This is a genomic window from Flavobacterium luteum (assembly GCF_008806775.1).
Lineage (GTDB): Bacteria > Bacteroidota > Bacteroidia > Flavobacteriales > Flavobacteriaceae > Flavobacterium > Flavobacterium luteum.
Genome location: NZ_WAEM01000005.1, coordinates 193,972 through 210,785 on the forward strand (window position 1 = coordinate 193,972; position 16,814 = coordinate 210,785).

11 protein-coding genes are annotated in these 16,814 nt (G+C 37.5%); 4 read left to right on the forward strand and 7 right to left on the reverse strand.

The window, feature by feature from the left end:
- The first annotated feature begins 747 nt into the window (after positions 1-747).
- From F6464_RS10860 to F6464_RS14520, 3 genes are all read left to right on the forward strand, one after another.
- Positions 748-9,432, forward strand: coding sequence for a YDG domain-containing protein (locus F6464_RS10860; protein WP_191963368.1), 8,685 nt, complete (start codon positions 748-750; stop codon positions 9,430-9,432).
- An 851-nt stretch (positions 9,433-10,283) separates the two neighbouring features.
- Positions 10,284-10,856, forward strand: coding sequence for a zeta toxin family protein (locus tag F6464_RS10865; RefSeq protein WP_151107834.1), 573 nt, complete (start codon positions 10,284-10,286; stop codon positions 10,854-10,856).
- On the forward strand, positions 10,856-11,002 hold the full coding sequence (locus F6464_RS14520; RefSeq protein ID WP_191963369.1) for a hypothetical protein: 147 nt from the start codon (positions 10,856-10,858) through the stop codon (positions 11,000-11,002). The genes F6464_RS10865 and F6464_RS14520 overlap by 1 nt, the downstream gene beginning before the upstream one ends.
- Before the next feature lie 107 nt (positions 11,003-11,109).
- Here the strand turns inward: F6464_RS14520 and F6464_RS10870 are convergent, their stop codons facing one another.
- From F6464_RS10870 to F6464_RS10880, 3 genes are all read right to left on the reverse strand, one after another.
- On the reverse strand, positions 11,110-11,301 hold the full coding sequence (locus F6464_RS10870) for a hypothetical protein (protein ID WP_151107835.1): 192 nt from the start codon (positions 11,299-11,301) through the stop codon (positions 11,110-11,112).
- A 377-nt stretch (positions 11,302-11,678) separates the two neighbouring features.
- Complete coding sequence (locus tag F6464_RS10875) at positions 11,679-11,879, reverse strand: hypothetical protein (RefSeq protein WP_151107836.1); 201 nt, start codon at positions 11,877-11,879, stop codon at positions 11,679-11,681.
- A 362-nt stretch (positions 11,880-12,241) separates the two neighbouring features.
- On the reverse strand, positions 12,242-13,411 hold the full coding sequence (locus F6464_RS10880) for a T9SS type A sorting domain-containing protein (RefSeq protein WP_151107837.1): 1,170 nt from the start codon (positions 13,409-13,411) through the stop codon (positions 12,242-12,244).
- A 350-nt stretch (positions 13,412-13,761) separates the two neighbouring features.
- On the opposite strand from F6464_RS10880, the gene F6464_RS10885 reads away from it, so the two are divergent.
- On the forward strand, positions 13,762-14,049 hold the full coding sequence (locus F6464_RS10885) for a GIY-YIG nuclease family protein (protein WP_151107838.1): 288 nt from the start codon (positions 13,762-13,764) through the stop codon (positions 14,047-14,049).
- 123 nt (positions 14,050-14,172) lie between these two features.
- Here the strand turns inward: F6464_RS10885 and F6464_RS10890 are convergent, their stop codons facing one another.
- The 4 genes from F6464_RS10890 to F6464_RS10900 all read right to left on the reverse strand — a co-directional run bounded on the left by F6464_RS10890 (position 14,173) and on the right by F6464_RS10900 (position 15,784).
- Positions 14,173-14,367: a hypothetical protein gene (locus tag F6464_RS10890; protein WP_151107839.1), complete on the reverse strand. Its 195-nt coding sequence runs from the start codon at positions 14,365-14,367 to the stop codon at positions 14,173-14,175.
- A complete protein-coding gene (locus F6464_RS14525) occupies positions 14,357-14,509 on the reverse strand; it encodes a hypothetical protein (RefSeq protein ID WP_191963370.1) in 153 nt (50 codons plus the stop codon). Before F6464_RS14525 ends, F6464_RS10890 begins: the two co-directional genes overlap by 11 nt.
- A 647-nt stretch (positions 14,510-15,156) precedes the next feature.
- A complete protein-coding gene (locus F6464_RS10895) occupies positions 15,157-15,495 on the reverse strand; it encodes a HepT-like ribonuclease domain-containing protein (protein ID WP_151107840.1) in 339 nt (112 codons plus the stop codon).
- The gene (locus tag F6464_RS10900; protein WP_151107841.1) at positions 15,488-15,784 is read right to left on the reverse strand and encodes a nucleotidyltransferase family protein; all 297 of its coding nucleotides are present in this window, start codon (positions 15,782-15,784) and stop codon (positions 15,488-15,490) included. Before F6464_RS10900 ends, F6464_RS10895 begins: the two co-directional genes overlap by 8 nt.
- Positions 15,785-16,814 lie beyond the last annotated feature (1,030 nt).

A 16,814-nucleotide genomic window follows, 5' to 3' on the forward strand; every position in this document is an offset into this window, starting at 1 on the left:
TGTGCTAAGCGAAGTGGCGGCGGTCTGATAATTGATAATTCTTAAATCCTAATTCTTAAATCTAAAATTCTCAATCACCACTCACTCTGATTTCAAAAACCAAGCGAAGCGCCTTTTTGCAAGTTGTACATCTATGTTTCTATGTGGTTAAAAACTTCTAGCTCCGCTCTGTTCGCTCCGCTCGGGTCGATACAATTTTAAGTAATAAAGCTGTTGCATTAGTATTTAAAAACACTCGAAGTGACGTTTTGATGAACTATTGTGCTAATCGAAGTTTACGGTAGTGTGATAATTCACCAATCATAATTCATAACTTCTCGATACATTTTTTGTTCCTCACGATAGGTATTGGGTGCAATTATTAAAACTCCTTGACGTTTTAATAATTGCACCCAATAGGTTCTTTTATTTTCATTCTTAAAAGTGTAATTTTTTTGTCTATTTATTTCATTAATATTTTTTTATACCCTAAAAAACAACAATTTATCAACACGAAAACGTTATAGTTTATCATATTAATTTTTACGATTTGGAGGTAAAGCTATTTTTAGTACTTTAGATTTTTAATACTTTACAGTATGTGTTTAAAAACAGGTATTTCACCCGATTTATTTGCGATTTATATAAAATACAGACCAATAAAGTAGCAGTAACAATTGATGTGTTTTCTAGATAATGAACACATTATTTAGAAAAAGAAATAACAAAATACCAAACCAATTTATTTACATTTTTAAACCAAAAATTATGATTAACACTTTACTTAACTGGAAGAAAACTACACCAATTTCTCTCGAAAAGATTTTGCCGTCACTGTCAATAAAATCAAAAGTCATTGATGGGTATGTAGTTATAAAACACATGAGTACAATTATTGTACTTTTAGCTCTTTTGTTTGTATCAAATGATTTGTTTTCACAAGCTAATAATATGGCAAATAATACTGATTTTAATGCTACATATGGTAATCAGCAGATGGCTTTGGCTGGTTCAAGCACAGGAACTAATAATCAGATATGGACATTTAGAGCTAAAGCAAAAGGTACAGTAGTGTCTGGAACTTATTTTTATCAATTTAATGATTTTAATTATAATTCTAATAGAGTATGGAATTTAAATACTCCGACCTATAATACGATCGCTACCGCAATATATGGTACAGGCGGCTATAATGGCGGAATAAAAATGGGAGCAACAAATGTGAATAATTATTATACTTTTAATATTAGAAAAAACTTATCTACTTATAGTAATTCTGATATGGCAATTCTGGAAACTACATTTAACCCTACAACAATCACTAGTTATACAACTCCATCTGGAATTATTGCAAGTCAAACGGCAACTGTTACAGTAACTTTACCTAGCAATCTGCAAACAAATGAATATCTTTATCTAGGATGGTCTACAGATAATTTTGCGACATCAGGAAACTCAGGGATTGTTTCGGTAGCAACTAATCCGTCAACAGGCAATTATACTTTTACAATTCCTGGCGCTGCAGCTAGTTCAATAGTAAGTTTTTATCCGTTTACATCTGTTTCATCAAGTACTCCTTCATATGCAAATGCTCCTTTACTTACTTTAAATATGCGAAGTTCAACAGGTGTAAATAATGCAGGAGTATATTCTTCTTATACAGTAGCTGGTCCTACAATTACACTAGGTACTTCTTCAGGGACATATAATGTAGCGGTAAATGGAACTTCTACAGTACAAACGTCTAGTGTATCAGGGTCAAACTTAACAACTGACATTCTCGCTACAGCTCCAACAAGTCCTGCATATTATGAAGTAAGTTCCGATGGAACAACATGGGGATCTACAGCTACATTTACTCAAGTTGGAGGAAATGTTAGTGGCACATTATCTATTAGATATAAGCCAACAGCTGTCGAAAATGCAGTTGCAAAAAATATAGTTTTAACTTCGACTGGGGCCACAACTAAAAATTACACCGCAACTGGAACTGCTCCGAATTCTATTACAGTACAGTTTCAAATACCTGGAAATTGGAGTGGAACAACAGTAAAAGTATATGCTTTTAATGGTGGTACAGTTAATACAGTTGGGTTTCCGGGTAGTGATATGACCAATGTTGGCGGAGGATGGTATTCCTATCAATTAACCTATACCAATGCTAATACCAGTCTTTTATTTGATAATGGAACGAGTAGTTATCAAACTAATGACATAACTGGAGTGTCAACTAGTACTTGTTGGAACACAACCTCTGGAAGTAGTGGGGTTAAGTATGTAGTAGCAACTACATCCTGCCCATCTTCTAGTCCTTCAGTAACAACTCCTACAGTGACTAGTATAACAAATAATTCAGCTGTTTTAGGCGCTACTATAACAAACCAAAATGCAAGTGCAGTTACTGATTATGGTACCGTTTACAACACAAGTACAGGAGTAACCACCCAGAATAAACTTTCTGCGGGTACAAATCCCGGTACGGTACCTCCTTCTTTTACTTATACACATTCTAGAAGTCTTTCTGCAGAAACTCAATATTTTTATAAAGGATATGCTACTAATGGTTCTGGTGATGGTTTAAGTTTGGAGGGGAATTTTTATACGCTTTCAAATCCAGCTTCGGGAACATCAACCGTTGCAGTAGCTAATCCATCATCATCAACATTAGATTTAAGTTGGACTACTGCTACTTTCCCTGGATCTGGCGCGGGAACTAAAGGGTATATATTATTAAGAGCTAATTCACCAACAGTTCCTTCTTTAAGTAATTCTAATGGTGCAGCTCCAGTAGCTGGTGCAGGAACTACGATTGTAAGTTCAACTATATTTAGCCCAACAACTTCTTTTACGGTTTCAAGTTTGGCACAAAGTCAAACTTATAATTTTGTATTGATTCCATTTACTGCTAATGCCACATCAACTGCGGCTACTTATAATTATTTAACTGGATTTGCGCCTACTGCATCAGGAACAACACTAGCCGGCCCAGCAATAACTAGCATATCTGGAACTATCTCTGGTGGTACTGGTATTTATACAGGAGAAACGATTACTATAAATGGTACAAATCTTTCTGGTGCTACTGCAGTTTCGTTTAACGGAGTTGCTGGTACTATTGTGGGTACTCCTGGAGCTTCATCATTTCAAGCAAAAATGCTTGATGGCACAAATGCATCTGGAAATATTTCAGTAACCATTTCAGGTGGTCCTCTAACAACAGCCTTTATTTTTTTAGGTTATAGAACGGCTGCTGCTGGAAATTGGACAACTTCAGGAACATGGACTGGAGGAATACTTCCGTCATCATCAAACAGATTGATTACTATAAACGATTTTGTTGATATTACTACTGATTTAAGTGGAACACAGACTGGAGCTTTCACTATTAATGCTACAGGAAAAATTACATTTGGAGTTTCTGGTAATCTTAAAATACAAACCGGTAATGCATTTACTAATAACGGAATCGTTGACATGACTTCGGGAGGAACATTTGAATTTGTAGGTGGAGCCACTTTCACGAATAATAATACATTTACTTCAGGTATAGGTACTGTTAATTTCAGTGGAGGAAGCACAACATTAGCAGGAACAACTGCCATAACGTTTAATAATTTATTTAATAGCTCATCGCTTTCTATATCTAAAATTCCTACAATAGCTGGAATTTTTAGGATTAACGGAGGAAGCGTTGCTACTGCAAATGCCATTATTTATAGTCCTGGTTCTACATTAACCTATGCCACAGGAGGAAATTACACTACAGGTAACGAATGGAAAGTGGGTACTACCACAGGTACGGCTGTACCTAGTAATGTAACTATTATTTCAAGTATAGTTAATCCTACTGGTAATGCTTTAACATGTCCTGGTACTTTAACAATAAATAATACGGGTATCTTTGGTATGAATAATAATTCAACACCTTTTACCGTTACTGGTGATTTAATTATTAATAGTGGCGGTCTCTTTAGATATTCATTTGCTTCAACAAATAGCCCGCTTACCGTAAATGGTTCTATAGATATTAAATCAGGAGGTGTACTCAACTTAACGAATGCCAATTCAGGTTGTGACATGACCGTTGGGGGTGGTTTTAAAAATGCAGGAACTTTTACCCATAACAATAGAAGAGTTACCTTAAACGGAAGTTCAGCTCAAGTTATAGATGGTGGTAATTGGAACAATTTTGACCTCGTAACAAACGCATTTTATGATTTAACAATAAGTAATTCAAATGGAGGCGTTTCGCTCGGTAGCGCCGTTTGTGTAACCAATTCGCTAACACTTTCTAATGGAATTGTTTCTACAAATTCAAATTTATTAAGAGTAACGTCAACTAATTCAGGAGCTGTTTCTGGATTTAGTGGTAACTCTTATATTAATGGATCATTGCAACGCGCATTACCAGGTTCATTAGCTAGTGGTAGTACCTATGTATTTCCAGTAGGTAAATTAGGAGGTACTAATCCTGGATATTATCCGATGTCATTGGTCAATCCAATAACAACTTCTCCAGTTAATCTTACCGCTGAAGCTTTCAATACAACATCAAATGGTGTTCTTGGGTCAGGTTTGTTTTCAATCAGTAACACGGAGTATTGGTCTTTAGCGTCTACTGGTGCTTTTACAAGCAGTACGTATTCACTACAAAGAGTAGCGACAAATAGTAACACTTTTGATGCTATAGCTAGAAGTGCAAATGTATCACCTGCAAGTACCTTTACTTCTATAGGAGGCACACCAAGTGGCACTTCAATAAATGGTTCGTCAAGTGCGTCAGGAGCTACGCAACAATATTTTGCTTTCGCTCGTTTGTCACCAGTAATCACTTTAGGAAGTACGCCGCTCGCAGGATTTAGTACAACACAATGTATCAATTCTACTTCTTCAGTACAAACCTTTACGGTTGCTGGTACTTCACTTAATGGAGATATCACCCTAACGCCACCAGCTAATTTTGAGATTTCTAAAACATCTAGTAGTGCTGGTTTTGTAGATAGTACAGGTTCTATAACAGTTTCTCCTACCAATAGCACCGTGGCACCAACAACAATATTTGTACGCTTTAAACCAACGGCTGCTATCGCCTATTCAGACAATATTTCAGTTGCAACTGCAAATGCTACCACACAAAATGTTGCGGTTTCAGGAACAGGGGTTGCAGAACCTATTGCAGGAACGATTTCTGCTGATACTTCTGTTTGCTTGGGTCAAGGAACTACAGTAAATGTAACAAGTAGTTTTGGTGCAATACAATGGGAACGTTCTACAAATAATGTAACTTGGCATGCTATAACAGGTGCTACAGCTACATCTTATAGTCCTACAGCTCATACTGTAACTACGTATTATAGAGCAATTGCGTCTAATGGCAGTTGTACACCAGTAACATCAGCAACAAGTACAATAACCCTTAAAGATGTGAGTACGAGCTCAGCAGCGGCTTCGCTTTATGCAACAAACTGGACAGATGGTCAAGATGATACTAGACCCGGTTTAGGTCCTTGGATTATGTCACCATCTACAAATAATGCATTTGCAGGATTCTTTATTGGTTCCTCAAACCTTAATGATGCAGGAACACCTAGTTTGCCAAATATTAATACTTCAAGTCGTGCATGGGGAATGTATTCTAATACGAGTAATACTGCTAGTGCTGTTAGAGCTATTACGAATACTCTTTACATCGGGCAAAGTATTAGTTTTTCATTAGATTCTGGTAGTATAAAAAATGGAGGTACTGTGGGAATGGGACTTCAAAATGCTTCAAGTGAAAACCTTATGGAATTGTATTTTGTAGGAGGACAATCAAATTATACCCTTAATGATGGAACCAATACAAATACCGATACAGGTGTTCCTTTTACTAGAGGAGGTATTGAAGTAGTGATAACATTAGTCTCATCAAGTTCTTATAATATTACTATTATTCGCAAAAATGACGGTAGTTCATATTCATTTACTAGTAGATCATTAAAAATCCCTACAAATGCACGAGTAGTTTCTAGAATTCGTTTCTTCAGTTTTAATTCAGGGAATAATTTAGATGGTGGTGCCGATGTAGATTATAATACTTTTGTAAACAATCTTTCTTTAAGTAATCCAAACATTACCACGCAGCCATCAGCTACTGCAAGAGAATATTGTTTGGGTGCAACAGCAGCCGGATTAAGTGTTGCTGCTTCAGGAACAAACTTATCATATGCTTGGAAAAGTAGCACTCAAAATAGTACAACTTTGGGTACAATTTCAGGCGTGTTAGGGACTAGTGCGAGCTACACTCCTGATACTACTACCGCAGGATCATTATGGTATTTTTGTGTAGTAACTAGTGATTGTGGCACGAGTACAAGCACAGTTTCAGGAGAATATAAAATTAATCCTTTGCCTACTGTAGTTTCATCTTCATCCACTTCAGTTACCTATGACGGCGGTGCTAAAACATCATCGGCTACTGCTTCTGCTGGAAGTACAATTGATTTTTATGATGCTGCAACAAATGGAACTTTGCAAGGTTCGGCTGGTACGACAACCACAACAGCTACACCAAGCAGAACAACAGCTGGAGTTTATACCTTTTATGCAGAGGCAAGAAACCTAACTTCTGGTTGTGTGAGTACTGACCGAACTACGGTGACACTTACAATAGCCAAAGCAGCGTCTACTATCAGTGTAACAGGGGCTACCAGTTTTGTTTACAATGCTGCACTACAAGGACCATCAACTGCTACTGTTACAGGTTCAACAGGTTTGGTGACCTACAGTTATGAAGGGGTAAGCCCGACCACTTATGATGCATCAAATGCAAAACCTAAAAATGTGGGAGATTACACCGTTACAGCTACTGTAGCTGCAGATGACAATTACCTAACAGCAAATTCTGGTGCAATTTCTTTCTCTATTACACCATTTGGTTTAACAGTATCAGGTACTTTGACGACTTCGGATAAAGAGTATGACACTACTGATGCAGCTACCATAAGTGGCGGTAGTATAGCTGCACAAATACTAGGTTCTGACGAGGTATTATTAGTTCAAGAAGGAACATTCCCGTCAAAAAATGCAGGTAATAATCTTGCAGTAACGGCAGCATTTCGTCTTATAGGTGGTCAGGCGTTGAATTATACTTTGACACAACCTAATGTACCTAATGCCAGTATTAACAAAAAAGAAGTAACAATAATAAATCTTGCTACTGCTGACAAAGTGTATGATAAAACGAATACGGCTATTCTATCGGTAGTACCTGCAACAGAATTGCAAGGCGAATTTCCAGTCGATACTGCTAATCTATCATTTACGCCATCAGGCTATTATGCTAGTGCTAATGTAGGAAACTGGACCATTACCTCTACCACTGAACTTACAGGTTCTGAAAAAGACAACTACATCTTGACTCAACCGGAATTTACTCAGAAAAAAGACATTACTCCAGTAGGATTAACTGTAACAGGCATTACTGCTGACAATAAAGTGTATGACGGCAATACAGATGCAGTTATAAACACAGCTGGTGCTACACTAAGTGGGGTACTACCTGGTGAAACTGCGGGAGTAGTATTAAGTACAGTAAGTGCAACCGGTGCTTTTGGTACCAAAGATTTTGGTACAGGCAAAACAGTAACCATTAGCGGCCTTAGTATTAGTGGTGCCGATTCAGGTAATTATAGCATTAACTCGACAGTAGCTACAACAGCAAACATTGATAGACGACCTATTACTATTACAGCAACCAGTCAAACTAAATGTGCTGGAGGTGCTTTTAGTGGTTCAGGTGACTTGAATGTAGGGTTTACTAAAAACTACAATGTAGCAGGTGATATCCTATCGGTAACCTTAACGGTAATAGGAAATGATGGTTCGTTAGCAGGTTCTTATCCAATTAGACCTAGTCTAGCAACACCAGGGGCTAGTAACTATATTATTAACTATGTTGATGGAACATTAACCGTAAATCAATCGCCAACAGCTACTATATCAGGTACTGTAGCCACTTGTTTTGGTTCGTCTCCACAAGTGACCTTTACCGGAGCAAACGGTGCAGGAACCACAGGATTGGGTGGTACACTACAATATGAGTTTACATATAAAGTGGGAGCAGGTGGCACACCAACAACAATAACTACTGTAGCCGGTAGTGCAACTACCTTTATAGTAGCTCCAACTACTGTAGTGGGTGCCGTAGATTATATTTTAATAAGTGTTCGTGATATTGTTTCGGGTTGTTCTAACGCTAGTACTCCAGGAACAGCAACAGTAACAACAGGTATCTGTACGCAGATTAGAGCATCACAATGTGGCCAATTTGTTCCAACAATAGGCACCGTTATACAAGCGAATCCAGTTACTGGAGCCACGCAATATCGTTTTGAGATTACCTTGACCACAGCACCTAATACAGTAACCGTATATACTTGGCCAAACTACTATTTTAATCCAACAACCGTTTTAGGTAACGGCGGATTGGCTTATGGAAAAGAGTATAGCATACGCGTTAAACCATTTATTGGTGCTACAGAGTATCCTTATGGTGGTGCGTGTATTGTAAAAGCACCGCTTGCACCACCAACACCTGCTTTAACTACAACTATTAGACCAACGCAGTGTGGTAAAACATTGCCACAACTAAGTACAGTAGTGCAAGCAAGTCCAGTGTCAACCGCTACCCGTTATGAGTTTAGAGTTACTGATGCAAATGGTACACGACCAATAGTATCATCAACCACAAACGGATTTAATATCCTAACCGGATTAGTAGGAGGAGCAGTATACGACACCGATTATTTCATAGAAGTGCAATGTTTTACAGGAGTAGGAGGGGTAACACCACTCACCACTTGGGGAGCAGGTTGTATCGTGAGAACACCAAGTCTACCGTTCTCTAAATTAGTAACCAGTCAGTGTAATAAAACAGTAACGAATTTAACGAGTACACTTTATGCATCAACGGTTTTCTTAGCCGAAGGATATCGTTTTAGAGTACGCTTACAATCCAATCCATTAAGCAGTAGAGTAGTAGAGAAAACTTCAGGAAACATGTCAGCGTTAACCGTTGCAGAATTATCAGGGGGCTACGCAGCGAGTACGGTTTATTTAGTAGATGTAGCTGTTAAATACAATGGATTGTGGCAAGAAGCTTATGGAGGAGATGTTTGTACGATTACAACACCTACTGCAAGAATGAATACCAATTCGGTTGAGAGCATTTTTAACGTAAAAGCATTTCCGAATCCTTTTGCCTCGCACTTTAGTTTAGACATCGAGAGTTCAAGCGACGCTCTTGTAGAAATGAAAGTGTACGATATGATAGGACGACAGTTGGAAGCTAAACAAGCGACCGTCTCAGAATTGAGTACGAGAGAGATAGGACGCAATTATCCATCAGGGGTATACAATGTTATTGTATCACAAGGGGATAAAGTTAAATCGATACGAATGGTTAAAAGATAAGATTTAAAGTCTTTATAAAAGAAACCGTCCCAGTTATTGGGGCGGTTTTTTGCTTTATAGTGTTTTGGTGGTTGGTTTTTGGCTTTTAGTTCTGCTCCGTTCGCTCCGATCGGGTTGATACTCCCGATAGCTATCGGGATTGCTCCGTTGCACTGCAAAATCACTCGAAGTGACGGTATGGTTAACTATTGTGCAAAGCGAAGCGCCTTTTCTGCGAGTTGTGCATCTATGTTTCTATGTGGTTAAAAACTTCTCGATACAATTTTAAGTAATAAAGCTGTCGCATTATTATTTAAAATCACTCGAAGTGACGTTTTGATGAACCTTTTTGTTTTGTTATTGCTTCTCGATACAATTTTAAGTAATAAAGCTGTCGCATTATTATTTAAAATCACTCGAAGTGACGGTATGGTTAACTATTGTGCTAATAGAAGTGACGGTTTATTAACCACTGGGAAACTTCCAACTTCTAACTTCTAACTTCTCGCTTCTCGATACATTTTTGTTCCGTTGCACTGCACAAAAACACTCGAAGTGACGGATGCGTACCTATTACGAAACTCGAAGTGACGGTATGTTTAACTATTGTGCAAAGCGAAGCGCCTTTTCTGCGAGTTGTGCAACTATGTTTGTATGTGGTTAAAAAAGAAGCAATGACAATGACAATAGCAATATTCAAATCAAAAATCTGTTTTGTCTGTGAGCAATTACTGAATCTCTGTGATGGATGAGATGCTTCTTGCGTCAGCATGACAAGATGGAGGGGAAAAATAGGAGGGTTGAAAAGTTTAAATTTTATATCTGAAAGCTGAAAATGAATCACGAAAAACTAATTTAGTTATATTTGCACTATGAAGCAAAAGAATTTATACATCATTGCAGGATGTAATGGAGCAGGAAAAACAACAGCTTCTTTCACTATTTTGCCTGAAATTTTGGATTGCAAAGAGTTTGTCAATGCAGACGAAATTGCAAAAGGACTTTCTCCATTTCAGCCTGAAAAAGTTTCATTTGAAGCGGGAAGAATAATGCTTCACAGAATTACGGAATTACTCGTGCAAAATGAAAATTTTGCATTTGAAACTACGCTTGCAACTAGAAGTTATAAAAACAGAATTCTTGAAGCTAAAGAGAAGAATTATAATGTGACACTACTTTTTTTTTGGCTCAAAAATACGGAATTAGCTAAAGAAAGAGTAAAAACTAGAGTGCTTGAAGGAGGACATAATATTCCAGAAGATATCATTGAAAGACGTTACCATAAAGGGATTAAAAACTTATTTGAAATTTATCTTTCTATTGTTGATCAAGCATTGCTATTTGATAATTCTGAGGGTAAACATGAGTTAATTGCAGAAATATCCGCAAGCGAAGAATTAAATATTCTCAACGAAACAAAATTTAACGAACTAAAAAACAACTAATGACACCAGAGGCTAAAATAGAAATTAGAAATAAAATAGTAAAAGGTCTTGAAAAAGCGTATGAAAAAATGATTCTTTTTAAAAAAGAACATAAAAGTGAACTTGTCATCATACAAGACAATAAAATTGTAAAAATCAAATTATAAGTAAACGAAGAGATTAGAAAAGATGAAAGTCAGAAGTTATTCAACATCCTACTATGATTTCAAAAACCAAGCGAAGCGCCTTTTCTGCAAGTAGTGCATCTATGTTTCTATGTGGTTAAAAACTTTTGGCTTCGCAATGCTTCTCGCTTCTCGATACATTTTTGTTCCGTTGCACTGCACAAAAACACTCGAAGTGACGTGTTGATGAACCACTGGGAAACTTCCAACTCCCAACTTCTAACTTCTAACTTCTCGCTTCTCGCTTCTCGATACAATTTTAAGTAATAAAGCTGTCGCATTATTATTTAAAATCACTCGAAGTGACGGTTTGATGAACTATTGTGCTAAGCGAAGTGACGTGTTGATGAACCACTGGGAAAGTTCCAACTTCCAACTTCTAACTTATCGCTTCTCGCTTCTCGATACATTTTTGTTCCGTTGCACTGCACAAAAACACTCGAAGTGACGGATGCGTACCCATTACGAAACTCGATGTGACGGTATGTTTAACTATTGTGCTAAGCGAAGCGCCTTTTCTGCACGTTGTGCATCTATGTTTCTATGTGGTTAAAAACTTCTCGATACAATTTTAAGTAATAAAGCTGTCGCATTATTATTTAAAATCACTCTAAGTGACGGTTTGATGAACTATTGTGCTAAGCGAAGTGACGGTTTATTAACCACTGGGAAACTTCCAACTCCCAACTTCTAACTTATCGCTTCTCGCTTCTCGATACATTTTTGTTCCGTTGCACTGCACAAAAACACTCGAAGTGACGTGTTGATGAACCACTGGGAAACTTCTAACTTCTAACTTCTCGCTTCTCGCTTCTCGCTTCTCGATACATTTTTGTTCCGTTGCACTGCACAAAAACACTCGAAGTGACGTGTTTATTAACCACTGGGAAAGTTCTAACTTCTAACTTCTAACTTCCAACTTCTAACTTATCGCTTCTCGCTTCTCGATACATTTTTGTTCCGTTGCACTGCACAAAAACACTCGAAGTGACGTGTTGATGAACCTAAAATGCTGACTTGAAAACTAGATATAAAGTGTTTCGTCACTTCGAGTGCCGCCGCTTTTGGGCGGTGGTGTATCGAGAAGCCCATAAGAATCCAGAACTTAAATTAATTTCCTACAATGATTTTAATCGCCACACCAATCCCTATTGCGTGCGTGTCACTAAAAAATAGTAGGCTCTAAAGCTTTTAATCGATGGGTTTAGTACAAAAATGGTACTAGTCTTTAATCAATTTAAAGGTATGCATGGCATTATTACTTACTACTTTAGCAAAGTAAATTCCAGAACTCAGTTTGCTAGTATCAAGGCTGAAATTATTTTTTTTAGGTTCTAGAGTTCGAATTGTTTTGCCTAAAGCATCCGTTAATTGAATATAATCTATTGCTTTATGTGTGGAATCAAAATTCCAATTGGTTTGTGTTGGGTTAGGATATACTTTGACTTGCACAAAATCAAATGGCGCAGTTCCTAATGTTTTTTGAAAGACATAATTACCAGTGATTCTGTCAAAATTAACAGCGTAGGTACCTTTACTCACCGGAATTTCCGGTCCGTCTTGAAATCCTTTACCAGTAGGAAAATCATTTGCACCCCAATTCGAGGTCCAAAGATCGTCTTTTCTGAATTTTACCGTCCCATCCACTACAACCAAATTTGAAATCGAATAGGAAAAGCCGTCTGTTGTGTTCAAATTAGCATCTTCTGCTAAATATCCGTTTAATGCGGTGCCTAAAATTCCAATACTGGGAAAGCTAAAATTATAGGTACCTGTAAGTCTATTAAAGGTTACAAAATACTCTCCACCAGGAATAAAAAGGGGAGGCCCTATTAAAACTGCAGTACCAGTAGGAAAAGCGTTAGCAACGCCCCACACTATAGCTTGATCATTGTCTTGTCTAAAATAGGCATTTCCGCTACTAAAATAAAATCCAGATAGGGTGTAGTTTATACCGTCATTAGTCGTCATTTTAATTTCGGGTCCTGCATATCCCAATTGTGAATTTACTGCGGGGCCCACTATTCCAATGGTATGAAATGCAGTACCTATAAACGTATAACTCGCATTGGTTCTGTTAAATGTCACGGTATAAACACCTCCAATTACCGGAATATTACTATCAGTATTTCGAATTCCAATTCCGTTAGGGAAATTGGTGCCGCCCCAATTCACCGTCCAATCCCGATTTTCTCTGAATTTTATTTCACCAGATCGAAAGGTGTAATTCGTTACTGTATATGTAATATTGTCTGTTGTTACCATGTCAACATCATTTACATTTTCAGTCCATCCGCCAACGGCGCTACCAATTATAGATATTCTTTGCGCAGTATGGGTTTGGGAGATTAAAAACAGAAGCATTGCAAAATAGCCTACTTTAAACTTCATATCAAATTTATTTTAAGTTTAACTGTAAAAGTAATTGATAATTTTTAATTGACAATTCCTAATTCTTAAATCCTCAATCACAATCCACTATGATTTCAAAAACCAAGCGAAGCGCCTTTTCTGCACGTTGCACGTCTATGTTTCTATGTGGTTAAAAACTCCCAACTCCTAACTTCTCGCTTCTCGATACATTTTTGTTCCGTTGCACTGCACAAAAACACTCGAAGTGACGTGTTGATGAACCTAAAATGCTAACTTGAAAACTAGATATAAAGTGTTTCGTCACTTCGAGTGCCGCCGCTTTTGGGCGGTGGTGTATCGAGAAGCAAAAAAAACAGTATCTTAGTTTGATGAAACAATCCTACGTATATATTATAAAGTGTTCTGATGAAACGTATTATACGGGTGTGACTAGTAATTTAGAACAACGTTTTTTTAAACATGAATCGGGTTTTTACAAGGAATGCTATACCTTTGACAGGAGACCATTAGAATTGGTTTTTTATTGTGAGTTTACAGATATTAATCTGGCTATAGATACAGAGAAACAAATTAAAAAGTGGTCAAAGGCAAAGAAAGAAGCTTTGATTAATGATGATTATGACTTGCTTCCGAATTTAGCTAAGAAAAAGTTTTAATACTTGTTCTGTTTGGTTCGCTTCTAGCTCTGGTTTGCTCTTTTCGCTTCTCGATACATTTTTGTTCCGTTGCACTGCACAAAAACACTCGAAGTGACGGTTTGATGAACCACTGGGAAACTTCTAACTTCTAACTCCCAACTTCTCGCTTCTCGCTTCTCGATACATTTTTGTTCCGTTGCACTGCACAAAAACACTCGAAGTGACGTATTGATGAACTATTGTGCTAAGCGAAGTGACGTGTTGATGAACCACTGGGAAACTTCCAACTTCCAACTTCCAACTCCCAACTTCTAACTCCCAACTTCTAACTCCCAACTTCTAACTCCCAACTTCTAACTCCCAACTTCTCGCTTCTCGCTTCTCGATACATTTTTGTTCCGTTGCACTGCACAAAAACACTCGAAGTGACGTATTGATGAACTATTGTGCTAAGCGAAGTGACGTGTTGATGAACCACTGGGAAAGTTCTAACTTCTAACTTCTAACTTCTCGCTTCTCGCTTCTCGATACATTTTTGTTCCGTTGCACTGCACAAAAACACTCGAAGTGACGTTTTTATGAACCTAAAATGCTAACTTGAAAACTAGATATAAAGTGTTTCGTCACTTCGAGTGCCGCCGCTTTTGGGCGGTGGTGTATCGAGAAGGTTTTTTATCGCTTTGTTTCGCTTCTAGCTTCGCTCCGCTCCCTGCGCTGGGGTCGATACTCCCGTTAGCTATCGGGATTGTTCCGTTGCACTGCACAAAAACACTCGAAGTGACGTGTTGATGAACCACTGGGAAACTTCTAACTTCTAACTTCTAACTTCTAACTTCTAACTTCTAACTTCTAACTTCTAACTTCTCGCTTCTCGATACATTTTTGTTCCGTTGCACTGCACAAAAACACTCGAAGTGACGGATGCGTACCCTTTACGAAATTCGAAGTGACGGTTTGATAAACTATTGTGCTAATTGGTTTACTGTGGGAGTTTACCTTCCCGTGCTAGAACTCCTGGCTGCTTTGCGAAAGGTTTTATAATTAGTGATGAGCGAAGTTATGAAAAAGGAAAGTACAACTTACCAAAAAACTTGCCATGGGATTTAGCAAGTGTTTCCGCTAGTTTTATTCTTTAGCTAGAAATTCGTCAATCTGTTTGTGTATATCTGGAATTTTATTTTTAATAACATCCCAAACAATGGAATAATTGACGCCAATGTAATCATGAATTAATCGATCACGCATTCCAGCCATATTTTTCCACTGAATTGTATTCCATTTGACTTTAAAATCTGCTGGAATTTGTTTAGTTGCTTCACCAATAATTTCTAAACTTCTCACAGTTGCACGTTTTAAAGTTTCGTCTTCTAAGAAATCTTCAAATAGTAAGTTTTTACTAATGGAAATTAGGTATATACATTCGTCATGAATATGTTTAAGATATTTTTCCGGATCTTTATACATATTGAACTTCGTTTAAAATTTTCGGGCCAATATATGGACTCAAACCATTTTTGGTAACAACTCCTATTTTTTCATTTTTGAATATCTTTTCAAATAAATCATAAACAGCCATGTAGTTGTCAAAATTTTCTTTTTCAGGTTCAAAATCAATCAACAAATCAATATCACTTTCACTTGATTGTTCATTGCGCAAGTAAGAACCAAACAGGCCAACGTTTCGAATGCCAAATTTCGAAAGCTTTAGCTTATTAGACTTTAGTGTTTTTAATATGTTATCTTTTGTTGTCATTTTAAACTTTTTTCAAATATACAAAAGTTTATTGTTTGAAGTTTCGTGCAGTTTAAAAATTAGGGGTACGGCTTTTGTTGGAATGATAAATAATTCATAATTCACCACTCACTATGATCTCTAATACCAAGCGAAGTTCCTTTTTGCAAGTAGTACATCTATGTTTCTATGTGGTAAAAAACTTCTCGATACAATTTTAAGTAATAAAGCTGTCGCATTATTATTTAAAATCACTCGAAGTGACGTTTTGATGAACTATTGTGCTAAGCGAAGTGACGGTTTATTAACCACTGGAAAACTTCTAACTTCTCGCTTCTAACTTCTCGCTTCTGGCTTCTCGATACATTTTTGTTCCGTTGCACTGCACAAAAACACTCGAAGTGACGGTATGGTTAACTATTGTGCTAAGTGAAGTGCCGTTTTTATGAACCTAAAATGCTAACTTGAAAACTAGATATAAAGTGTTTCGTCACTTCGAGTGCCGCCGCTTTTGGGCGGTGGTGTATCGAGAAGGTTTTTTATCGCTTTGTTTCGCTTCTAGCTTCGCTCCGCTCCCTGCGCTGGGGTCGATACTCCCGATAGCTATCGGGATTGTTCCGTTGCACTGCACAAAAACACTCGAAGTGACGTGTTGATGAACCACTGGGAAACTTCTAACTTCTCGCTTCTAACTTCTAACTTCTCGCTTCTCGCTTCTCGCTTCTCGATACATTTTTGTTCCGTTGCACTGCACAAAAACACTCGAAGTGACGGTTTGATGAACCTAAAATGCTAACTTGAAAACTAGATATAAAGTGTTTCGTCACTTCGAGTGCCACCGCTTTTGGGCGGTGGTGTATCGAGAAGGTTTTTTATCGCTTTGTCTCGCTTCTCGATACATTTTTGTTTCGTTGCACTGCACAAAAACACTCGAAGTGACGTGTTGATGAACCACTGGGAAAGTTCTAACTTCTAGCTTCTCGCTTCTAACTTCTCGCTTCTAACTTCTAACTTCTCGATACATTTTTGTTCCGTTGCACTGCACAAAAAC